Source organism: Verrucomicrobiia bacterium, assembly GCA_035765895.1.
Lineage (GTDB): Bacteria > Verrucomicrobiota > Verrucomicrobiia > Limisphaerales > DSYF01 > DSYF01.
The window spans coordinates 46,523-68,584 of sequence record DASTWL010000011.1; the positions used below are offsets into that span (position 1 = coordinate 46,523).

The following is a 22,062-nucleotide window of genomic DNA, read 5'->3' on the forward strand; positions in this document are numbered from 1 at the left end:
GCGAAAAACCCGCGCCAGACTACCGGCGCCGCGCTGCGGGCCGCCGATTCAAACGGCCTTGATGACGACCAGCGTCTGGTCGTCGGCCAAAGGTGCGTCCTGGGTGAACTGCTTCACGCCGCCAAAAACAGCGGCTGAAATTTCCAACGCGGTCGCGCCGCGTTTCGCCTGCAACAACGCAATGAGCCGGTCACGGCCAAACTCCTCTCCGGCTGGGCCGACGGCCTCGGTCAGACCGTCCGTGTAAAGCACCAGCAGGTCGCCGGTTGCCACGGCGATCTCCTGCTCGGCCCGGGCATTGTCCAGCTTGCCTTCGCGGTCCAGGCCGATGGCCACGCCTTTGGGGGCGAGCACGTCCACCGCGCCTGTGTCGGCATGGACCCAGAGCAGCGGATCATGCCCGGCGCGGGCAAAGCGGAACGTCCGCTTCGGGCCATCAAGGATGCCATACAACACGGTGACGAAGGTGTCTTCGCGCAAATCGGGGGATACCTGATGGTTGAACTCGGTCAGCGCCTGCGCCGGGGCGGTGTGTTGCAGCATTTGGGAGCGCATGACGGAGCGGCACATGGCCATGACCAAGGCGCCCGCAGCGCCTTTGCCGGAAGCATCGGCAATGGCCACTCCGACTCGTTGTGCGTCCAGCGCCAGGTAATCAAAGTAGTCACCGCCGACGCGCAAGGCGGGCTGGTTGGCGCCGGCGATTTCAAACCCGCTGATGGTGGGTGTGACCTTGGGCAGGAGCAGGGCCTGGGCTTCGCTGGCCAGGCGCAGGTCCGCGTCGAGCCGTTGCTGTGCCGCCTGAACTTCAAATGCCTCGGCAAGGTAAAGTGACATCGCGATTTGGGCCGCCAGCGCATCGAGCAGAAAATAGTCGAACTCGGTGAAGAACGGTGGCGCGAGTTCGTGGTCCGGCTGCTTGTTGATGACGGCGATGACGCCCAGCAGGCGGTTGCGGAACTTCAGGGGCACGGTCAGCAAACTGCGAATCGGTTCGCCTGCGGCCGGCTTCGGAAAACGTTCGTCATTGATGGCATCGCGAACCAGCATGCAGCGGCCCAAGGCGGCCGTCTGCCCGATGAAACCCTCGCCGGCCGCGAAGGTTTCCGGCTCGCGGGGTGGCGCGGAGAGGGCGGGAAAGGAACCAATCGTGAGGCGGCGCGTCAGGCGGCCCTCGGCGCCTTCGGGCAGGAACAGCGCGCCCGCCGAGGCCACCGTGGTCCGGATGGCGAAGCGCACGATGGCGTGCATCATCGCCTCCATTTTTGTGCCCGAGTGAAAGGCGTCGCCCAGCGGTTGCAGGTTTTCGAAGGCCAGCCGGCGGCGTTCCTCGTAGAGCGCGAGCCGCGCCTGCAAATCCTGAATCCGTTCCGTGTTTCGACGGAAAATCGCGAGCAGTGCGATGACCAGCGTGGAAAGAAAGATGACGACAAAAGCCCAGCCCGAATTGGTGATGGCAAACAGAATTGGAAGCGATCCGTGGTCGGGCGTCACGCGCCACTTTTAAGGCGTTTGAGGTCTTCTGCCAAGAATTGTGTGAGCTCCTTGAACTTGGGGACGTTGTCCGAGCAAATGCTCATCAGCGTTTGATGCGCTTCGAGCGAGGCTTCCTTGAGCTCGATCTTCGAGGGATTGAGCGGCGTCGGCGCGGAACTGGTCGGCGGGCTGGGCAGCTTGAGCGGGCCGTGCGTCACCTGGAACAGGTGCAGAACCCCGAGGTTGTCGAGCAGTTCGGTGATGCGCGGGTTGGGGTTGAGCAGTTCAACGCCAGGCTGGCGGAGGCCGAAGCCCGACAATACGCCGAGAAACGTGCTGTCCATGAGCGTGCAATCAGTCAGGTCGATGAGATACCGATCAAAGTGCTCCTCGCGCAATCCGTTGCACAGGGATTTGAAATCCAGGGCGGAGGCAAAATTGGCGCGGCCATGGATCTGCACACAGGCAAAATGCCCGCAGGCCAGCACCATCAAAGTGGCGGACGATGTGCTCATCTTCGGTTCGATGCGACGGCGGGCGGACGGCGGGAGGGCTCGCCCACAATCCGCGCCAGCGTTTGCTGCAATATCATCGCGTCGTCAAGGCCGCTGGAAACCAGTTTCCGGTTGGCCTGCAACAAAAGGTCCATCGCGCGCACCAGTTCGGCAGATGAATAATTTCGCGCCTGCCGCAGCGAGTTGAACAGCACGAACGGATGCATCGCCAGGGGATTGTATTTCCGGTCTTCGGGCAGCCGGTCGGCCGGCACCTGGGCGAGCTGGGCCTTGAACTGGTCATAGCGCGCCGCCGACTTGAGCCAGCCTTCCCGGAGCATCTCCTGCAACAGAATCAACACGCGCACTTTAGAAATGAGCCCGTAGAGCAGTCCGATCGTGGACTTGTCCTTGTCGACTTTGAGGCGGATTTCCCAGAGTTCCTCGTCGAGGCACTTGAGCAGCCTGGGCAGATCCCGGTCGCCCAAGGCATCGCCGAGGGCAAAGGCGCGGGCCTGTTTGTTGCGGACGCAAACGGCCTCGACATCGGCCAGCGTCACGGCAGCCCGGTCGCCGGCATACAATGAAACTTTTTCGACTTCGGAAGCGAGGGCGCGGGCGTTGGGACCGACGCGGGTGATCATTTCCGCGAGCGCCTCGGCGGCGATGGTTTTGCCGCGTTCCTGCAAGGCCTGTTCGGCCCAGCGTTCTGCCTCGTCCTCCCAGCCTTTCTGGTCAACGGACCAGCCGGCAAAGGTTTCGATGGCGCCAACCTTCTCAAGCGTTTTGTAGAAGCCCCGGCGTTTGTCCACCCTTGCGGCGCTGATGACCAGGCGGACGCCCTGCCAGTTGAAGTCCTTGAGCTCCGTGGCGAGGTCGCCGAGGGCACTGGTGACGGCCGCGGAAGTGGCGGTGCGCTCATCGCCGAGGAAATTGCAGTCGCGGAACCAGATGGCCTTGCCGCCACCAAAGAAGGGAAGGGTCTGGAGCGCTTCGCGCAGGCGGGCCAGGGCTTTGAGCGCCTCGTCGGCGTTGCCGGCGGTGGCGTCGATGGTTTCGTGGTCCATGCCGCCCAGTTCGTCGCACCATTGCTGGTAAAGTTGACGGGCCCGCTGTTTGACGGCGTAATCGTCTTCGCCGCAAATGAGCGCCAGGGGGGATTGAGGGCCACTGGACTTGGACGGGGGCATGACTACTCCGCCTCGCCCGATTCATTCATGCGCTCGAGCGCCTCGCTCATGTCCTCAACCTGTTCCCAGAGCGCGGTGGAGACAAAAATGGGCTTCCGTTGGGCGGTGGCGAGGGCCAAGCAATCGCTTGGGCGGGCGTCCAGTTCGACCAGTTTGCGGCCGAGTTCGTTCTGCTGCTGCAAGATGATGCGGGCAAAATACGTTGCGTTGCGCAGTTCGGTGATGACCACGCGTTCGATGCCGATGCCGAAGCCTTTGAAGATGTTCTGGACCAGTTCATGGGTCAGCGGGCGCTCGGTGCGCTGGTTGTGGAGATACATGGCGATGATCTGCCCCATGTTGGGATCCACGCTGATGACGAAAACCTTCTCCTCATTGCCCACAAACACCGCACTGCCGGTGTTGGCGGGCAATATCCCCCGAATTTGAACTTGCACCACGTCCTGTTTCATCCTGTTTGACTCTAGTTTTCAACCGGCCAAAACACAAGTCTGCCGCCTGCAAAAACGGGCGGCTTCGGCTCAGGAACTCGCGCTGGTGTAACGCCGCAGGGAGGCGCGCCACCCCAGTTCCGAGACGGCCGCGCACAGTGCGGCCATGCCCAGCATCAGCAACAGCGGTCCTGGCTGGTCCAGTTTGTCGGCCAGAACCCGCGTCGGGACGTTGGAAACCAGAAGCATCGGGATGGCCAGCGTGAAGAACGCCTTGAACAGCCCGCGAAAGGCTTCATCCGGCAGGCGGGCGATGTTGAACAGATTGTAGTAACCCCACACGATGCCCTGCGCCTTCACCGTCCAGAAGCAAACGGCCGCCAGCAGGAGCATCAGCGAGTAATGAATGGAAATGCCCAGGACGCACAGGCCGAGAAAGCCCGCAAGTTGGAGGACGGTGGGATGGAGGTGCAACTGGTGGGCCGCGTAAGCCATGACCAGCGCCGCCGAACCCGCGTTGACGAAACCGCCCAAATCCACCTGTCGCAGCGAAACGATGAACCGCGTGTTCGCCGGCAGTAACAGGAGAAAGTCCAGTTTGCCGCTCCGCACCAATTCGGAAAGATTGGTCAGGTTGACGAGAAAAAAGGACTGGAAGATTTGCTGGATGAAGTTGCTGGCGGCCACCAGCAGGACCACCTGCCATTTGGTCCAGGAGCCGATGGCATCCGTGTGAAGGTAGAGCACGCTGATGAAACAGATTTGCAATGCAAACCAGAGCAGCTCGACGATGATCCACAGGAGAAAATTGCTCTTGAAGCTCATCTCCCGCGCGAGCGAGTTTTTGGCCAGGGCGAGATAAATCGAAAAATAGCGCGCCCAACGGGATTGCCCCCGGGGCGTAGCCGCCGGGCGGGGGGGCGGGGTCGGCTTTGCCAAATCCGTTGCGGAAGTCGGGTTCATGCTCATCCCCCCACCGCCGAGTATTTGCGAATGCCGCGCGCCCAGGCAAAGCGCGCGGCGCCATAGGCGAGCATGACCCAGAGGAACTGCATGCCCAGGCCTTGATACAGCGCGGGCCCGGTTGTCTTGCCCATGTAAACGCTGACCGGAAAGTAGAGTTGATAGGGAAATGGCGTGTAATACATCGCGTGTTGCAATCCCGGCGGCAGAATATCCAGCGGAAACAAGTGCCCGCTCGCGAGGTATTCAAAGGCGTAGAGAATGAAGATGAACGTTGAAACCTCCAGCACCCAGAACGCGAGCATGGCCATGGCGTAGGAGGTCAGAAACTGGAGCAGGGCGGTCAACCCGACTGAAAGACCAAACCAGCCGAACTGGCTCCACGTGGGCGGCAGCACAAAATATTGCCGGAACCAGAAGATGAACAGCGCCAGCGGAATGGCCGCGACGCCGAGGTATGTCAGCCGGCCCGCCAGGAACAGGCTGAGCCGATACCACAGATAGTCCAGCGGCTTGAGCAGGAACTGGCTGATGTTGCCGTCCTTGATGTCCGCCGCAATGGCCCAGTCGTCCTCGTTCACGGCGGTCAGCGCATCAACGAGTTGCACGATGAGATAATACGACAGCATCTCGGCGAGCGTGTAACCGGAGATCGTCGCCCCGGCACCGCCCTTGCCGGTGTAAATCGTCCGCCAGAGATAAAGCATCGCGGTCAGCGGAATGAGTCCGAACAGGGAGCGCGCCAGAAAGTTCACCCGGTAGGCCAGGTTGTTCTGCATTCCGACGCTAATGACGTGCCAATACTTCTTCATGCCGCGTTGCGCATGTCCATTTTAAGCCAGCCTGTGAGGAAAGCGCCAGCGCACACCCGCAGATGGATGAATTTGTTTGCGGCCATTATCCGGGGATTCTAGGGTCAGCGGCTTCCGGAGCACGGGGAGGCAGAAAAATTGCTAAATGATGAAATTTATGGCTAAGGCACCGCTCGCAAAAGAGGAACTCGACCGGTTGGTCGCCGGGCTCAACAAGCTGGCGCGCAATCTGTGGTGGACCTGGGATCAGCAGGCACAGGAGGTGTTCCAGGAACTTTCTCCACGCGGCTGGCAGAACATGTTCCACAACGCGGTCGCCATTCTGCGCGAAGTTTCGGAGAGCGAATTGCGCGCCCGCCTTCAGGATCAGGACTTCGCCGAGCGCGTGGGCGCCGCCATTGCCAAGTATGAAACCTACGTTGCGGAAAAGAACACGTGGGGCAATGAAAACGGCCCGGCGCTCGCCAGGAATCCCGTGGCCTATTTTTCGGCGGAGTTTGGCCTGCATGAAACGCTGCCCATTGCGGCTGGCGGCCTTGGGGTGCTGGCGGGCGATCACATGAAATCCGCCAGTGATCTGGGCCTGGGTTTTGTCGGCGTCAGCCTGTTCTATCGCGAAGGCTATTTCCAGCAGGCCATTGATCACAACAACTGGCAGACCGAATACTACACGCTTTTGAACCCGCCCAACCTGCCGATGGAACCCGTGCTCGACGCGCAGGGCAACCCGGTTGTCTGCACGGTGGACATCAACATGGCGCAGGTCGCCTTCCAGGCCTGGCGTGTGAACGTCGGACGCGTCCCGATTTATCTCATCGACGCCAACCGGCCGGAGAACGAACAACGCTTTCGCGACCTTACCATGCGCGTTTATGGCGGCGACAGCAGCACGCGCATCATGCAGGAAATTCTTCTCGGCATCGGTGGTGTAAAACTCTTGCGTCAGCTGGGCGTGACGCCCTCGGTCTTTCACATGAACGAAGGGCACGCCGCCTTCCTGACCCTTGAGCTGATTCGGGAAAAGATGGCCGCCGGCAAAACCTTTGAGCAGGCCGCGGCGGACACCAAGCAGCAATGTCTGTTCACCACGCACACGCCGGTTGAGGCGGGGCATGATCGTTTCACCGTGGAGATGATGGACTATGCGCTCCACCGCTACCGGAATCAGCTGGCGGTTCCGTTTGACCAGTTGATCGGTTTGGGCCGGGTCAAACCCGAAGATGCACGCGAACCGTTCTGCATGACCGTGCTCGCGCTGAAGCTTTCGCGCGCGGCCAACGGCGTGAGCGAGCTGCATGGCCGCGTCAGCCGCCACATGTGGCACGCGCTTTTCCCCGGCAAGGCGGTCGAAGAGGTGCCCATTGGCCACGTCACCAATGGCGTTCACACGCTGGGCTGGATGAAGGGACCGGTGCGCAAATTCTGGCGGCGGCGGCTGGCGGGCAACTGGGAGGGCTTTTCCCCGGCGGAGAAGAAGGCCAAAGGCGGCAAGGGCACGTCCGTCTGGAGCAAGCTGACCAAGGCCCATTGGGACGACACGCTCGACGATCCGGAGTTCTGGCAGCGGATTGCTGACCCAGGTTACGTTTCCGACGAGGAACTCTGGGCATTGCGGTATCAACTGCGCCGTGAGCTGATTGAATTCACCCGGCGCCGGCTGTTGTTGCAGGGACAATCCTTCCGGCAGGGCGACTTCATCATTTTCGATCACCTCCTGAATCCAGATGCGTTGACGATCGGCTTTGCCCGCCGCTTTGCCACCTACAAGCGGGCGCCGCTGATCTTCCAGCAGTTCGACAACATCGTCCGGCTTTGCCGCGACAAGTCACGCCCGGTGCAGTTCGTATTTGCCGGCAAGGCGCATCCGCGCGACGACGACGGCAAGCGTTTCATCCAGCACATCATTCACCTCAGCAAATACAGCGATCTCAAGGGCAGCCTGGTGTTCATCGAGAATTACGACATGCACGTCGCACGGCAGATGGTGTCCGGGTGCGACGTGTGGTTGAACAATCCGCGCCGTCCGCTCGAAGCCTCCGGCACGAGCGGCATGAAGGCCATCGCCCACGGCTGTCTCAACATGAGCATCCTCGACGGCTGGTGGCGCGAGGGGTATGACGGCCAGAACGGTTTTGCCATCGGGGACGATTCGCATCCGGCCTCCGTCGAGGAGCAGGATCGCATCGATTCCGCCAACCTGTTCAACACCTTGAACAACGAGGTCATCCCGCTCTTCTACGAGCGGGATGCGACCGGGCTGCCGCGCAACTGGATCAAACGCATCCGCCACGCGATGGTCACCCTCATGCCGGTCTTCAACACGCACCGCATGGTCAAGGAATACGCTGAAAAGTATTACGTGGCGAAGTGACGGAATCCTCTTAATCTGGGAGTGTGAATCCGGCAGGGGAGCGCTTTGGCTCCGGGGCCGGATCGAGATTGAGAGTGAGTGAGAAACCCGACATCAAATCGCTGACCGACGCGGCGCTGGCGGATTGCCTTAAAGAATGGGGTCAGCCGGCGTATCGGCTGGCGCAAATTCTGGCCTGGATTTACGTCCAGCGCGCGACCGATTGGGAGGCGATGACCAACCTGCCCAAGGCGTTGCGCGCCTTGTTGCGCGAGCACTTCACCCATCAAGTGCTGCAACTCGTCCGCAAGCAGGGTGCGACGGACACGACCCAGAAATTCCTCTGGCGGTTGGCGGATCAGGCGCTGATCGAGAGCGTGTTGATTCCCGCCAATCCCGCGCTCTACGGGGAGGCCAGCGACCGGCATACACTCTGCATTTCCACCCAGGTCGGCTGCGCCTACGGCTGCAAGTTCTGCGCGAGCGGCCTGGATGGCTGGAAGCGTAATCTGCGCGTTGAGGAAATTGTGGACCAGGTGCTGGCCGTGGAACGCTGGCATGATCAGGCAGAACCAGAGCCGCCCGTCGCCGCAGCCGAGGCAGCCGGTCCCGCTGGCGCGCCTGCCCGAATCGTCAACAACATCGTGGTGATGGGGATGGGGGAACCGCTGGCGAACTACGACAACCTGCTCGCCGCCCTGCGCATTCTGAACGCGCCGTGGGGCGGGGGCATCGGTGCACGGAAGATTACCGTTTCCACCAGCGGCCTGGTGCCCCAAATCCGGCGGCTCGCCGACGAGCCCTTTCAATTCCGCCTTGCCATTTCGTTGCACGGTGCCACCGACGCCGTGCGCGAGAAAATCATGCCCGTCAACCGGAGGTATCCGCTGAAGGAACTGGCCGCGGCCTGCGATTACTACCAGCAACAAAAGGGGCGCATGCTGACGTTCGAATACATTCTCATCGCCGGCGTGAACGATGGGCTCGATCAGGTGGGGCCGCTGGCCCGGCTGGCCCACCAGCTGCACGCGAAGGTCAATTTGATTCCCTACAACACGGTGGAAGGACTGCCGTGGGAACGCCCCGCGCCGTCGGTTCAGGAGACGTTCCTGGCGGCTCTGGAAGCCCAAGGAGTCACTGCCACCTTGCGACGCGAAAAAGGCGGGGACATTGACGCGGCTTGTGGTCAGCTCCGGCTCAAAACCGAACGCGAACTGGCAATTGGGGTTGTGGATTAACGGGTTGCGTGGCTCCTTCGCTTCGCGTTCTGGCACCGGGCGTGCTCTTGCAAGGATGCGGCGGGTCGCCCGCCCACTTTACCCATAATGAAACGCACGCCCTCACCCCGCACCACCGCTGCCCGAGTTCTTGGAATCCCGTTCGCCGGCTTGCTGATACTCGCCCTGGCCGCAGGCCTCCTGGCGGCGTTCTTCATCCCGGTGACGGTTCACTGAGCCAGTTCACCCGTCTAATCCGCGCCGATTGGGAGATCTTGTGCCCCGGCCAACGATGGCAGCAAAGGAAAGGTCAACGGCTCAATTCCGTTGCGGATGCTTGAAGTTCTCACTCAGTCTTACCTGAGGATTTCTGAATCAAAACCCTTTCAACATGCCTCCATACGATGCGTTGGCCCGGCTCATCCACTGCGGTAAAAACCAGGTCGTGTGGGCGAGTATTGCTGTTCATTTGCTCAATCATGATGTCCCCATCGATTTGATAAGCTCGAGAGCCCAATCTTCGGGTTGAATTCCACGTCCCCTTCGGAGTGACAGTAGGAACAGGGCTGGAAACCCGCACAAGACGAAGCCCGAGCGGTTCCAACTGGTAAACCCGATTGTCCACTTTGAACAGGGCGCCGCCGTCGTCCCAGCCTTCAAAGCTGACCCAATAATCGTTGCGCGGGGTGGCAAAGCGTATTTCCGTTGCCTTCTTAAGGTTGCCTTTGAAGTCGTAATTCTCAAACCAAGGTTGACCTTTTGAATGGTGCTCATCGAGCCAGATCCTTTCGCATTGTGCATAACGGATCATATTCGAGCCATGCAGCACCCAGCTCGATTGTTCATTTGTATGCGTCATGGGCTCCGGAAACTGGGAGACCCGACCAGTGCGGTCGTCAAAAATGGCCATCGCAGTGCCTTGCTCTCCCGAAACTTGAAAGAGGCACCGATCTCCAAACGAATACTGACCGGACTCAAGACTCGTGGACATTGGAGAGACTGATGCGGATTGCAGTCGTGACCCGGATACGGTCCTCATGCGGCCATTTTTGAATACGAATAATCCGTCGTCATTCACCAGCAGTTTGGTTTCCCCGGCTGTGCCAACGTATTCCCCGGGGCCGCCCTTTTGAAAGTGCCCGGATTGTTCGTCAAATAGGAGCCAGTCGTTGAAGCATTTGGAAACAATACACCCCGATCTTTCCATGGCCTCGCGCATTACCAACAATTTGCCCGCGCTGAGGGCGAGCTTGTAGGTGTAATAGGATGGCTTCGGTCTTAGGGTGAATAGAACAGTCGCTGGCGCACGTTGCTTGACGCCAATCCATTCCAGAAGTTTCCGCGAAACCACCTGATAACGCGAGGGCGGTAGCGGCTTTTGTTGAGGGATTTTTACCAGGCTTTGCAGCCAGACGATATTGCCCGAGGCGAGTTGCCGCTTTTGCAGGACATCTCCTGCGATCAGATACAAGAAACCATCGTCGGTCGCCAAGCCGTCTCCCATCACTCTTTCCGTCTTCTTCTGCCACAACAGGCGACCGTCTTTGGCATCCAAGGCAAGTAAATCCGCAGCCTCGCATCCGCTGACACTCTTTGAAAAAACAACCACCTTTTGTGAAGCCGCTACAAAACAGGCTTCGGCGTATCCGTCGATATGCACCATTTGTGCAAGTGCGGGCAAGGCGGACAGACAAACTATCAGAGCCAGCCGGAGGAGGTGATAATGCCGGCGAACAGCGAGATTTGCCCGCTCAATGGATTGCTGCGGCGCTCGTAAACCGTGCATCGCTTTTAGATGCTTGAAGTTTTTTCCCGAACTGTCCGGAAGTGCTTTTGGTGCCGATGGAGGGGCTCGAACCCCCACGTCCGCGAGGACACCAGATTTTGAGTCTAGCGCGTCTGCCAATTCCGCCACATCGGCCACCAAGGGCGGACATTAAGGATTTTGCCCCGCCGCGAATCAAGTTTTGTTTTCCACCAATGTGCTCGTTCCCTGCGGTGGGGACAGCCGTCAGTCACCAGGGCTCTTGCGGTGCCGCCAAGCGGAAGAAGCGCGTCTGGGAATCCACCGGCAGGCTCACACTGAACCGGCCGTTGTTGCTGGTGACGGTGCTGGTCACCGGATTCCACTGAACGGGCGGGGTCAAATTGGTCGTGGAATACAATTCCCAGTCACTGGCCCAATCCGGCCAGGTGAGATTCAGTGCGCCGGCGCTCGCCGTCAGACTCAGTGAGGGCAATGGCAGAAACACCCCCAGCGGCGCCGAGTTGACGCCGGTGCCGCAATCGTTGCTGGCGGTGAGGCGATAATAATTCATCTGACCTCCGGCCGCCTCGTGGTCCACGTAACTGCTCGTGGTGAGGCCGGCGGCAATCAGTTGGTAGGACGCCCCGTAGTCCGTGGAGCGCCAAAGGTTGCAGCCTTCCGCCCCCGGCGAGGCCTGCCAGTTCAGGGCGATTTGGCGATTGCCTGCGGTGCCGGCCAGGCCGCCGGGGGGCAGGGGAGCCGCGCCGCCGGCGATGCCATATTTGCATTTCAGCGCGCGTTCCTGTCCCAGCCGGTCCGCGTCGGAAAGTGCCGCGTTGTATATCTGCACTTCGGCCAGATCGCCGGTCAGAAAATTATTCAACACACCCTGCGCGCCCAGCACGAGACAGTTTGGGGCGGTCAATGATTGCGTTCCGCCCGACGCGGAACCCGCCGGAGTGCTGTCCACGTAAAGAACGATCACCCCGTTGCTGCGGGTGCGTTTGAAGGTGATGACGTGCGGCTGTCCGTTGCTCAGGCCCGTGGCGGAATGAATCGTCGTGTCCGGGTTGCCAACGCCGGCCAGGATTTGTCCATTGGCATTCAGTGCCGTGCCGAAGTCACCCACCGAACCGGAAACTTCCCCGTTGACCAGTCCCGCACCGTTCCAAAACGCCGTGCCTGTGCCAATGCCCTGACTGCTTTGGTAAACAAAGATCATGGTGAAGTCGTCCTGCACGGGCCGATAAAACCAGAGGTAAGAGTTGTTGGTGGCGTTGAAACGCACGGCGGGCATTCCATTCACCGCAGTCGCGGCGAAAGTCGGTTGATTGACGGTTACGGGCTGCAGGGCGTCGAAGCCATGCCCGCTGGCGTCGGGCCAAATGCCAACCGACGCCCCATCGGCGAGGGCCGCAAGGTCGCTGGCTTGGAACCACGCCGCCCGTGCGACCGGCGTGGCGCTTGCCTGGTCGGAGTCCGGTCCCTCGCCCAGCGAATTCACGGGCGAAACCACATAGTAATACGTGCGATTGTTGATGAGGCCCGCATCCGTGCAGGTCGTGGCCGCAAGATTGGTGACCACGATGTAAGGACTGCCGTCAATCAGTGAACGTTTCACGTTGTAACTGGTCGCGCCGGCGGCGGCCGACCAGGTCAACTCCACCTGCCCGTTTCCCGCCACGGCGCGCAAATTGGCGGGCGCGGTGGAGGGTGGTTGAATGCCGCAGACATACAGCGCCGCAACCTCGCTGGCATCCAGCACCCGCGGGAAAATTCTGATGTCGTCCAGGCTGCCGTTGAAATACCCGCCGCCCGAGGCAATCGCGCCGAACAGGAGCTGGCCCGAGGCGTTCAGAACGTTCTTGTTGGCGCTGCCCGTGGCTTGCAGGACGCCGTCCACATAAACCTTGATGGTGCCGGTGTCGCGTTGCCGCGTCGCGACGCAATGGTGCCAGTTGCCGTTATTGATGGCGGTGGCGGAAAGCAGAGTGGTGTCGGGGTTGCCGACGCCAAAGGCGAACTTGCCGCCAACCAGCGCCGTCCCAAAATCGTTGCTGCTGAACGGCGCGTCACCATCCACCAGGCCGCGGCCGTTATACCACTGGCCCGTTCCGGCGGTTTGCGTCGTCTTGACCCAAAGCGCGATGCTGAAATCAGCGGCCGCGGGATTGCTGACCTGCACGGAACTGTTCACGCCGTTGAAGGTCAGGCAGCCGCCGATGAGGCCGGCGCTGGTCCAGGCTGCGCCGGCCACGGCGCCATCATTGTGATTGGCGGAAAGGTCGGCGGCCACCGTGCCGGTGGTGGCGTCCAACGGCCAGGCGCCGATAAAATTCGCCGGCAGCGCCTGCAGGGCCGCGTCCTGCGTCGGCTCCGCCGCAAGCATGATTTCGAACGAGGAGATGCAGTCCCACGCGTAGAAGTTGGTTCCGGCCGGACTGGGGTGCAGCCACTGGCACCAGGACAAGTTGTCGGTGGGTCGTCGCAAATTCCAGGCCGCCTCGGCATTGCGCTGAAGCCACGGGCCGTAGGTGCCCTGCAAATTGCGGTCGCGCATGAAGCGCACCAGCCAGCGGAGGAAGATGGCGTTGAATCCCGAGTTGTTGCCGGCGATGCCATATTCCGGAAGGATGCCGCCGGTGGTCATTTTCATCATCGTGTAATTCGCCGCGAGCGCGGCGTCGTTGGTGCGGCCGAGAAAATGGGCCGCGCCGATGAACGTGCCCTGGTTGTAGGTGCTGGCCCAGGTGTTGATCACGCCGTTCGTGCCAATGGCGTCGGAAATGGCGCCGGAGTTGGTGTTGAACAATACCGCGCGCTCCCAGTTGTAGGCGTCCGTGGCCTTGCTCAAATAAGCCGGGTCGCCGTAAATCTGATACAGCAGCGACGCCGCGATGGACCCGGGGCCGTTGACGCAGGCGTTCTTCGTCCAGTTCCCCGTGGTCCAATACAATCCGCCGCCCAGCGTGTTGTCCCAGGCCCGGGCATAGCACATGTCGAAGTTCGCCCTGGCAATGTTGCAATAATTCAGGTTGCCCGTGTCCCGCCCGCCGCGCGCAAAGGCGAGCACCGCCCACATGATGTCGTCGTTGTAAATGTTCCAGGACCACGAAGAGCCGTTGTTCTTGAGAAAGCCGTTCAGCAGGTTGGTGATCATTCCCTTGTAGGTCGCATTCGACGTCCATTCATACGCGTCGATGGCGCATTCGATCATTTCAGCCTGGCCCCAGAAATACGCCACCCCGCCCGTTTGCGTGTCTTTGAACCAGCCGTTCGTCCCGCTGAGGCTGTAGAAGGCGTTGTTGTAGGCCACGGCCATTGCGTCGGCGTCCTTGGCCGTGTAGGCGCGCGCCCCCAGCACCGGACCGAGCAGACACAAAACCAGCACCAGCAAAAATGAATTGGGATTGCGCGGCATACACATCACATCACTCCGGGATTGGCAACAACTGGAGTTCGGCAAGTTTCCGAAAATGCGCCCGCGACGTCATGTCGCATGAAATGGGTGGCGCGCGGCGCCGGGCCAATTTGCTTTCTTGCGGCGGCACGGGCGCTTAAATATGGGTGCATGACACCAATTGCACGTGTTCCGGCGTTTGAATCAATCTCCGTTTGCGGGAGTCTGCTTTGAGCATGAAAAAACACTTCGCGGCCCTGGCTGCGTTCGGGATGCTGGCGCTTGCGGCACAGGCCGAAAAACCGCTGGTGTCGTATGTGAATCCATTCCTCGGCACGGCGCCACTGACCAATGTGACCGACATCGGTTTCAATCCGCCCTGGCGGGTCTGGGCCGGGCTCACCTTTCCCGGCGCGTCCGTGCCCAATGCGATGGTGCAGCTCAGTCCCATCACCAAATTCGGCAGCGGCGCGGGCTACGAATACGAGGACACCGTCATCCAGGCGTTTGCGCATTCCAACAAGGGGCATTGGAACCTCTGCCACATTCCCATCCTGCCGGTGACCGGCGAAGTGAACCCCAACGACTTCGGGTCCCGCTTCAGTCATGCCCGCGAGTCGGCGACGCCGGGGTATTATCAAGTGTTCCTGGAGCGCTATGGCATCAACGCGGAACTGACCACCACGCTCCACTGTGGCTACCACCGTTACACGTTTCCCGCCGGCGCAGCGGAAAAACTGGTGGTGAATCTTGCTGTCTCGAACGAGCGCGTCCGACGCTGGGGCCTGCAGCCGGATGGCGACTACGCGTTCCAGGGTTTTCAGCACGCGAACGAGAAGGTTTATTTCTACGCCCGGGCCAATCACAGAATCAAACGGATCAAAACGCTTCACGGGACGCGCCACGATGTTTCGGTGGTCGAATTTGAGGCAGGAACGGGGCCGTTGGAAATCAAGCTCGGGCTCTCGTATGCCCGGCCGGACAACGCGCGCGACAATTTGGAGGAGTTGGATGGGAAAAGCTTCGATCAGGTGCGGGCCGGGGCGGCGCAGGAATGGGAGGCATTGCTTTCCAAGATCCAGGTCAAGGGCGGCACCGAGCGCCAGAAGCGGCTGTTTTACTCGTGCCTTTACCGGTCGTTTCTCTGGCCGGCCTTGCGGAGTGACGTGAACGGCGAGTTTCTGGACGCGCACGATCGCGTGGTGCGGAAGGATTTCGCCTATTACACCGTTCCCTCGTTGTGGGATGATTATCGCAACAAGCTCGTCCTGTTTGGCCTGCTGTCGCCCAAAGTCACGGAGGATGTCATTCAATCGTTGGTGGACCGCGGCGAGGCGACGGGATTCATTCCCACGTTCTTCCACGGGGACCATGCGGCGCCGTTCATCGCGGGATCGTATCTGCGCGGGCTGCGCGGTTTTGATGTCACCAATGCCTACCGGCTGTTGCTTCGCAACGCCACGGTGGAAGGGCCGTCGCGCCCTTACCTCGGGGAATATCTTGCCAAGGGTTACATTGCCACGCCGGACATTGCGAACCCGAACGTGGAAACCAAGGCCCGGGCGGCCGTCACCAAAACCCTCGAATACGCCTACGACGATTACGCGGTGGCTCTGCTCGCCAGGGCGCTCCATGACGAGACGAACTACACCATGCTTCTCAGGCGGTCGCACAATTTCACCAACCTCTTCGATCGCTCGACCGGCTTGATGCGCGGACGCCGTGAAAACGGCGACTGGGTGGAGCCGTTCAATCCGCAGTATCCCTATTACGAATACATGTATCGCGAGGCGAACGCCTGGCAATCCTCGTTCTTCGCGCCACAGGACACGCCGGGCCTGATCCGGCTGTTTCCCAGCCCGGGGGAGTTTGAGCATCAACTCGACCGGTTCTTTTCCATTCCGTGGAATCCGCATTACATCGCGATGAACATCAACAGCTTCATCGGCCAGTATTGCCACGGCAACCAACCGGATCACGGCTTTCCCTACCTCTACTACTTTGTCGGCAAACCGGAGAAGTCGCAGGCGATTCTGAACGAGATCATGGATCGCTTTTACGGCATGGAAGGTGGCAATACCTTGTGCGGCATGGATGACGCCGGGGAGATGTCATCCTGGTATGTCTTCAACGCCATTGGCCTCTACACCTACTCGCCCGCGGATCCGGATTACATCGTCACCGTGCCCCTCTTCGACGAGGTGAAACTGGATCTGGGAGGCAAGATGCCGCTGGTCATTCAAAAGCAGGGCTCCGGGACGAAAATCACCGGCATCAGTTTTGACGTCCACCCACTGGACGGTTACTTCATCCCGCACCACGAACTGGTCAACGGGGGAAAGCTGGTCATCCGCACGGCCCCGGCCTCGCCCTGACGACCTTTCACACCGACAAACAAACTGGCCGGCGTGTTGAAGGGCAAATGAGACCGCCCACTTCGTGTGCGTGAAGTGGGCGGCTTGCTGAAGCGGACTTCAACTCAGCGCATGAGTGGCATGCGTGATCGCGCCGCCTGCCCGCAGCGCCGCCGCCACGATGGCGGCTTCGGCCAGTTCCGCCTCCGTGGCTCCGGCCTTGCGCGCGTTCGCGGTGTGGATGCCGATGCAATAGGGGCATTGCGTTGTCACGGCCACCGCGACGGCAATGAGTTCCTTGTATTTCACCGGTATCGCGCCTTCCGCCACGGCCAGCTTGTCGAACGTCCAGAACGCCTTCATCACTTCGGGCGCGAGGTCGTTCATCTGCTTGATCTTCGTCAGGTTCTCTTGGTTATACATGATGTGTGCTTTGTTGATTTTGATGTTTTCTCGTTCAGAACTTCATCGCGACCACTTCCAGATATTCGGCGGCAACTTCCGTCGTGCCGGGAATAATCGCGGTGTTGTGGCGGGTTTGCAGGTCCACCAGTTCCCGTTGCAGCGCGGATTGCCCGCTCGGGGGCAGGGATTCGAAGGCGCGCAGCGTCGGGCCGTAATGCTTGCGGAAGAACTCAACGGTCTCCGCGGGTGGAAACGGAAAGCGCATCATCGCGACCCGGCGCGTGAGCCGCACGTCGGTGAAGCTGCCATGCAGTCGTTCGCGGACGATCAATTCGTTGCCCCATTCCATTGGCGAGGGCAGGCCGGCGGGCGGCGGAGGGAGATGCGCTTTGAAGACGGTGAACATCTTCCCGATGAATCCTTCAACCGTCCAGTTCGCGAGCGCGATCTGCCCGCCAGGTTTCGTCACGCGCCACAATTCGGCCGTGGCGACCGGGGGTTGCGGCGTGAACATCACACCGAACATGCTGACGGCGAGGTCAAACGTGTTGTCCGCGAACGGCAACGCCTCCGCGTCTGCCTCCTGGAGCACGAGGTTCAATCCTTCCGCCGCAGCGCGGGTGCGCGCCTGGGCCAGCAGGTTGGCGGCGATGTCAATGCCGTGGACGGCGCACCCCTGCCGGGCGGCGATGAGCGCAAGGTTTCCCGTGCCACAGGCTACATCGAGCGTGTTCATCCCCGGCCGCAAGGATTGACGTGCCATGAATTCCTCGGCGACGTTTTCGATGCTGCGGGCAATCTGTCCGAAGTCGCCGGATTCCCAAGTCGCCTTCTGCCGGGCTTTGATGGCGGACAGGTTGGGAATGGCCGGCGGGTTGAAGTGGTGGACGGTTTGTTTTGGTGCTGTCGTCAGTGTTTGCATATGGGGTCACAGTTGAATGACGACCGCATCATGAAGGGAACACAGTCGGGCTGCTTTGCTGCGGAGTTCAAAGTTTTGACTCTGCAGCCCAGGTTGTGCCGTCCAGATTCCCGGGCGACCGGCGCATGCCGGGGCAGGGGAGGGATGGAATCGAAGAACCGCGGGCAGACCGCCTGATGATTTTGGCGGTGACGCTCAGGCGGCGAGCGAAGGCTCCTGCCGGTAGGACAAGGGCGGAACGCCAAAGCGTTCCTTGAACACCCGGCTGAAGTGCGAGACATCCTCAAAGCCGCTTTCCAACGCAATCCCGGTCACGCTCACGGGCGAGTGACGCAGCAGCCGGGCCGCATGATCCAGCCGGCGTTGCAACAGCCACCGGCCGGGCGACTCCTGGAACTGCGCCTGAAACTCGCGCTTGAACGAGGACAGGCTGCGGTGACAGAGGCGGGCGTATTCCTCCAGTGAAAGATTGTAGCGGAAGTTCGCCTCCATGATTTCCGCGATGGCGGGCGCCTCGCTGGCGCCGAGGCGCCGGAAGTAGGCGGCCAGTTCCGGGTTCGTCCCGCTGGTGAGGACGCTCATCACGAGCTCTTTCAACTTGAGGCGGACCAGCGGCTCGGGCGGCTTGTCCGTTCCGCCCAGGTAGGTGCGCATGGATTGAAAGAGCGCCTCCAGCGCCACATCGTTTGCCACGCGCAGCGCGGTCTTGATGACAGCACCGTTGCTGGTGGCGGGGCTCAGTATTTCCATGACTTCGCGCACCGTGCTGCGCATCAGCGCGTCGGGGATGAAGACCATGAGCAGGCAGACGTCTTTCTCAAAGTGCTGTTCCACGATGGTGGCGCCCTTCTTGAAGAACAAGGTTTCGCCGGGCGTGGCCTGCCAGACGCCATCCGGCGTGTGCCACGTCTTCTTCCCCGTGACCACATGGACGAAGTAATCCTTCTCGGTCCAGTTGGGCAGGAGCTTTTCGGGCGAGCCGCACGTGTATTCCGCGAAGAGAAATTCCCCGATCTCAAGCTTGCTGTAGCTCGCGTTCCGGCGGACGGCATCGTATAGATTCAGCACAACAAAACTCCTGACGAATCAATTTGCCCGGCATTCTCACGTCTCTCGCCAGCGGCACAATGGAACTTTAGTTCCATTCTTGCTTTGCGGCGAGTCGGGCCGCGCAAAGAGGTTGGGGGATCCGGCCGCTGCGAAGCGCCCCGACGTCACGCCCTCACTCCTCAAACAACGCCTGCGCGAATTCCTTGGGGTCAAAGGGTTGCAGGTCGTCGGCCTTTTCGCCAAGACCCACGAATTTGATCGGGATGCCGAGCTCCTTCTGGATGGCCACCACCATGCCGCCCTTGCTCGTGCCGTCGAGCTTCGTCACGATCAGGCCGGTGAGCGGCACGGCCTTGTTGAACTCACGGGCCTGCGTCAAGGCGTTCATGCCCGTCGCCGCATCGAGCACGAGCAACACTTCGTGCGGCGCGCCTTCGAGCTGTTTGCCGATGACCCGGTGAACCTTCTGCAATTCCTGCATCAAGTTGTGTTTCGTGTGCAGGCGGCCCGCGGTGTCGATGAAGAGGTAATCTGCCTGGCGCGCGAGTGCCGCCGTGATGGCGTCGTGCGCCACGGCGGCGGGATCGGCATGGTAGGCGCCGGCGACGACTTCGACATTCAGGCGCGTGCCCCAGAGCTTGAGTTGCTCGATGGCGGCGGCGCGGAAGGTGTCGCACGCGGCAAGTAACGCGGTCTGGCCCTGCGTTTGGACAAGGTTTGCAAGCTTGGCGGACGTGGTCGTCTTGCCGGTGCCGTTCACGCCGACGATGGAAACCACCGTCGGCTTGCTCGTGGCGGTGCGCAGTCCGGGTTCCTTGACGGCGAGGCTGTTCTCCACTTCGCGCCTGGCGATGGCCAGCACGTCGAGGCCGGCGGTGCCTTGCGACTCGTAGGCCTTCTTCACCGCCGCGACAATCTGCGAAGTCATCTCCAGGCCGAGGTCGGCGCTGATCAGCGCGACTTCAATCTCCTCCAGCGTGGCGGCGTCGAGCTTGGGCGAGCGTGTGACGATGCGCTTGATCTCATGCGTGAGCTTGTCGTGCGTCTTGGTGAGCGCGGCTTTGAATTTGGAGAACAATCCCATAGGAGATTAACCACGGATGGACACGAATGAACACGGATGCGGGAAAGGCGTGACGCGGGTTTCGCAAATTGACGCGAATTGAAAATCCGTTCGCGCGAATTCGCGCCATTCGCGTCCAAGGTTTTGCTCCTGGTTCATTCGCATGGGTTCGCAGTTGAAACCTTCGCGCGCTGCGCCAGCGCCTGCTGCAGCTTGTGAACGTAGTGAATGGGGAGCTTGATGCCGCCGATGAGGGGCTTGCCCTTGCTCAGACCGTGGCAATCTGAGCCGCCGGTGACGAGGAGGCCGTATTGCCGGGCGATGTTCAGATAGTGCGCCGCGGTGTTGTTCGTGTGCTTGGTGTGGTAACACTCAATGCCGTCAAGACCTGCCTTGACCAGTTCGGGAATGACCTCGTCACACTTGTTCAGGCCGGGATGCGCCATGACGGCGAGTCCGCCCGCTTCGTGGATGAGCGTGATGGCTTCGAGCGCGGACATCTTGGCCTTGGGCACCCACGCCGGGCGGTGCTTTTTTAGGAAGCGTTCAAACGCCTCGTCCAGACTGACACAAAGACCGGCCTTCACCAGCGCGCGGGCGACGTGCGGTCGTCCGGGCGCCCGGCAATTGGCCAGTTCAAAAACGGAGTTCACTTCCAGCGGCACGCCGAGTTCATTGATGCGGGCGACCATTTCGCGGATGCGGTTTTGCCGGACGGTTTGAAACTTCTCCATTTCCGCCAGTAAACGGGGATGCTTCGTGTCGAAGCCATACCCGAGAATGTGCAGTTCGTGTTCGCCGAATTCGGCCGTCAATTCACTGCCGGGGATGAACTCGATGCGTTCGGCGGCGCAGGCGGCGGCCATGCGTTCACAACCCTCCACGGTGTCATGATCGGTCAATGCGAGACAGGCGAAGCCCATCCGCTTGCCGTGCGCGACGACTTCTTCCGGGGAAAAGGTTCCGTCGGAGAAGAACGTGTGCAGGTGCAGGTCGGCAAACATCTCAGCGGAGTGGCCGCATCAATTCCTTGCGGATCTGATCGAGGATGCCGTTGACGAACTTGCCGCTGTCGTGCGTGGAAAATTTCTTCGCGATATCCACCGCTTCGTTGATGCTGACGATGGGCGGGATGTCCTCGCGGAACAGCATTTCGTAGGCGGCCAGGCGGAGGACATTCCGGTCCACGGCGGCCATGCGCTGGAGGGACCAGTTTTTGGCGTGCTTCTGGATTTCCTCGTCAATCTTCGCGCGATGTTCGAGCACGCCGCGGATGAGCGGATCGGCGAAGAGCTGGACAGCAGCCTCCTCCGCGGTGGGCGGTGGAAGCTCCGGCTTTTCGCCCCAGGTGGGCCCTTCCTGTTTTTCCGCGTGGGCGTTGGCGCGCTGCGTCGTCCAGAATTCGTCGATGGCCCGGTCCAGGTTCTCGGCGGGATTCATTTCATGCTGAAACAAAAACTGCACGGCCCGCTCGCGCGCCTCACGACGTTTGCCTTTCTTGTCCAAACTCATAACCGCGCCCATGTTGGGGCAGACGCGGTGAAAGGGCAATGGCGCAGGCTGAAGGAGGCTTCCCTTTCGTCATGCTCGGCAACCATGCTTTCCTGAATCGTCAGACCAACGGTCCCATTGAATCCTTTGAAAAAGTTTTGGCAGGTTGCCTTGCCCACCCAGGCAAGGCCAGACGAAGGTTGGGCCGTTGGCAAAACCAAGGGCCCGAGCTGTTGGGGCCGGCTGCGGTTTGAACCACGCGACTGGCGGCAACGTCTTCAGCGATTGACGCTCAAATGAATTGCCGCAGAGCCACACGGGTGGAAAACTGGACGCATGAGGTGAATCGTGCCGTCGTGCAGCAGCCGGTATTGTGTCAACAGTGAAGCCTGATCCCTTTAGAGACGACGCTGACCTGGCCGTGGATTGCGAAGCGGCTGGAGATGGGGCATTGGCCCACCGCAACCAACGCGGTGCGGGCCCGACGATAAAATGAACGCAAATATACCATTAGCCATCTCTGCCCCCTTCATGGATGAATCCTGTAGTCATACAACTAGTGTGGTGAGTGATTAGTTCGTGCAATAATGCGTGCGACCTGCGAAGGTGGGGGCATGAGCACCGGTCGCCCTTTGAAACCATTGACCTTGCAGCCCGAAGAGCAAGCCAAGCTCGAACTGATGGCGCGGCGCCCCAA

General features: G+C 60.7%; 17 protein-coding genes and 1 tRNA gene. 3 read left to right on the forward strand and 15 right to left on the reverse strand.

The window, feature by feature from the left end:
- Nucleotides 1-48 precede the first annotated feature (48 nt).
- From VFV96_02340 to VFV96_02365, 6 genes are all read right to left on the reverse strand, one after another.
- Entirely contained in the window at nt 49-1,494 is a 1,446-nt protein-coding gene (locus tag VFV96_02340) for a GAF domain-containing SpoIIE family protein phosphatase (protein ID HEU5069232.1), read from the reverse strand.
- Entirely contained in the window at nt 1,491-1,991 is a 501-nt protein-coding gene (locus VFV96_02345; protein ID HEU5069233.1) for an STAS domain-containing protein, read from the reverse strand. Before VFV96_02345 ends, VFV96_02340 begins: the two co-directional genes overlap by 4 nt.
- Complete coding sequence (gene holA / locus VFV96_02350; protein ID HEU5069234.1) at nt 1,988-3,160, reverse strand: DNA polymerase III subunit delta; 1,173 nt, start codon at nt 3,158-3,160, stop codon at nt 1,988-1,990. The genes VFV96_02345 and holA overlap by 4 nt, the downstream gene beginning before the upstream one ends.
- Nucleotides 3,161-3,162: 2 nt before the next feature.
- Entirely contained in the window at nt 3,163-3,573 is a 411-nt protein-coding gene (locus tag VFV96_02355; GenBank protein ID HEU5069235.1) for a bifunctional nuclease family protein, read from the reverse strand.
- A gap of 108 nt (nt 3,574-3,681) precedes the next feature.
- On the reverse strand, nt 3,682-4,554 hold the full coding sequence (locus tag VFV96_02360; protein ID HEU5069236.1) for an ABC-2 family transporter protein: 873 nt from the start codon (nt 4,552-4,554) through the stop codon (nt 3,682-3,684).
- Between the two features lie 2 nt (nt 4,555-4,556).
- Nucleotides 4,557-5,333, reverse strand: coding sequence for an ABC-2 family transporter protein (locus VFV96_02365; GenBank protein ID HEU5069237.1), 777 nt, complete (start codon nt 5,331-5,333; stop codon nt 4,557-4,559).
- 190 nt (nt 5,334-5,523) lie between these two features.
- On the opposite strand from VFV96_02365, the gene glgP reads away from it, so the two are divergent.
- Nucleotides 5,524-7,737 carry an alpha-glucan family phosphorylase gene (glgP, locus tag VFV96_02370; GenBank protein ID HEU5069238.1) on the forward strand — a complete coding sequence of 738 codons (2,214 nt, stop codon included), beginning with the start codon at nt 5,524-5,526 and terminating at the stop codon, nt 7,735-7,737.
- 74 nt (nt 7,738-7,811) lie between these two features.
- On the forward strand, nt 7,812-8,954 hold the full coding sequence (gene rlmN, locus VFV96_02375) for a 23S rRNA (adenine(2503)-C(2))-methyltransferase RlmN (protein HEU5069239.1): 1,143 nt from the start codon (nt 7,812-7,814) through the stop codon (nt 8,952-8,954).
- A 325-nt stretch (nt 8,955-9,279) separates the two neighbouring features.
- On the opposite strand, the gene VFV96_02380 is transcribed toward rlmN, so the two are convergent.
- The 3 genes from VFV96_02380 to VFV96_02390 form a co-directional block, all read right to left on the reverse strand.
- Nucleotides 9,280-10,614: a hypothetical protein gene (locus VFV96_02380; GenBank protein ID HEU5069240.1), complete on the reverse strand. Its 1,335-nt coding sequence runs from the start codon at nt 10,612-10,614 to the stop codon at nt 9,280-9,282.
- A 153-nt stretch (nt 10,615-10,767) separates the two neighbouring features.
- Nucleotides 10,768-10,854: transfer RNA gene (locus tag VFV96_02385), tRNA-Leu, on the reverse strand.
- A gap of 94 nt (nt 10,855-10,948) precedes the next feature.
- Entirely contained in the window at nt 10,949-14,101 is a 3,153-nt protein-coding gene (locus tag VFV96_02390; protein HEU5069241.1) for a glycoside hydrolase family 76 protein, read from the reverse strand.
- A 215-nt stretch (nt 14,102-14,316) separates the two neighbouring features.
- Here VFV96_02390 and VFV96_02395 point away from each other — a divergent pair, with 215 nt between their 5' ends.
- Nucleotides 14,317-16,455: a GH92 family glycosyl hydrolase gene (locus VFV96_02395; GenBank protein HEU5069242.1), complete on the forward strand. Its 2,139-nt coding sequence runs from the start codon at nt 14,317-14,319 to the stop codon at nt 16,453-16,455.
- 99 nt (nt 16,456-16,554) lie between these two features.
- Here the strand turns inward: VFV96_02395 and VFV96_02400 are convergent, their stop codons facing one another.
- The 6 genes from VFV96_02400 to nusB all read right to left on the reverse strand — a co-directional run bounded on the left by VFV96_02400 (nt 16,555) and on the right by nusB (nt 21,386).
- On the reverse strand, nt 16,555-16,857 hold the full coding sequence (locus tag VFV96_02400) for a carboxymuconolactone decarboxylase family protein (GenBank protein ID HEU5069243.1): 303 nt from the start codon (nt 16,855-16,857) through the stop codon (nt 16,555-16,557).
- Between the two features lie 34 nt (nt 16,858-16,891).
- The gene (locus VFV96_02405; GenBank protein ID HEU5069244.1) at nt 16,892-17,761 is read right to left on the reverse strand and encodes a class I SAM-dependent methyltransferase; all 870 of its coding nucleotides are present in this window, start codon (nt 17,759-17,761) and stop codon (nt 16,892-16,894) included.
- Between the two features lie 195 nt (nt 17,762-17,956).
- Nucleotides 17,957-18,829 (reverse strand): AraC family transcriptional regulator, encoded by an 873-nt coding sequence (locus tag VFV96_02410; GenBank protein ID HEU5069245.1) that lies wholly within the window; start codon nt 18,827-18,829, stop codon nt 17,957-17,959.
- Nucleotides 18,830-18,983: 154 nt separating this feature from the next.
- Nucleotides 18,984-19,895: a signal recognition particle-docking protein FtsY gene (gene ftsY / locus VFV96_02415; GenBank protein HEU5069246.1), complete on the reverse strand. Its 912-nt coding sequence runs from the start codon at nt 19,893-19,895 to the stop codon at nt 18,984-18,986.
- Between the two features lie 134 nt (nt 19,896-20,029).
- Entirely contained in the window at nt 20,030-20,878 is an 849-nt protein-coding gene (locus VFV96_02420) for a PHP domain-containing protein (protein ID HEU5069247.1), read from the reverse strand.
- Between the two features lies 1 nt (nt 20,879).
- The gene (gene nusB / locus VFV96_02425; protein HEU5069248.1) at nt 20,880-21,386 is read right to left on the reverse strand and encodes a transcription antitermination factor NusB; all 507 of its coding nucleotides are present in this window, start codon (nt 21,384-21,386) and stop codon (nt 20,880-20,882) included.
- Nucleotides 21,387-22,062 lie beyond the last annotated feature (676 nt).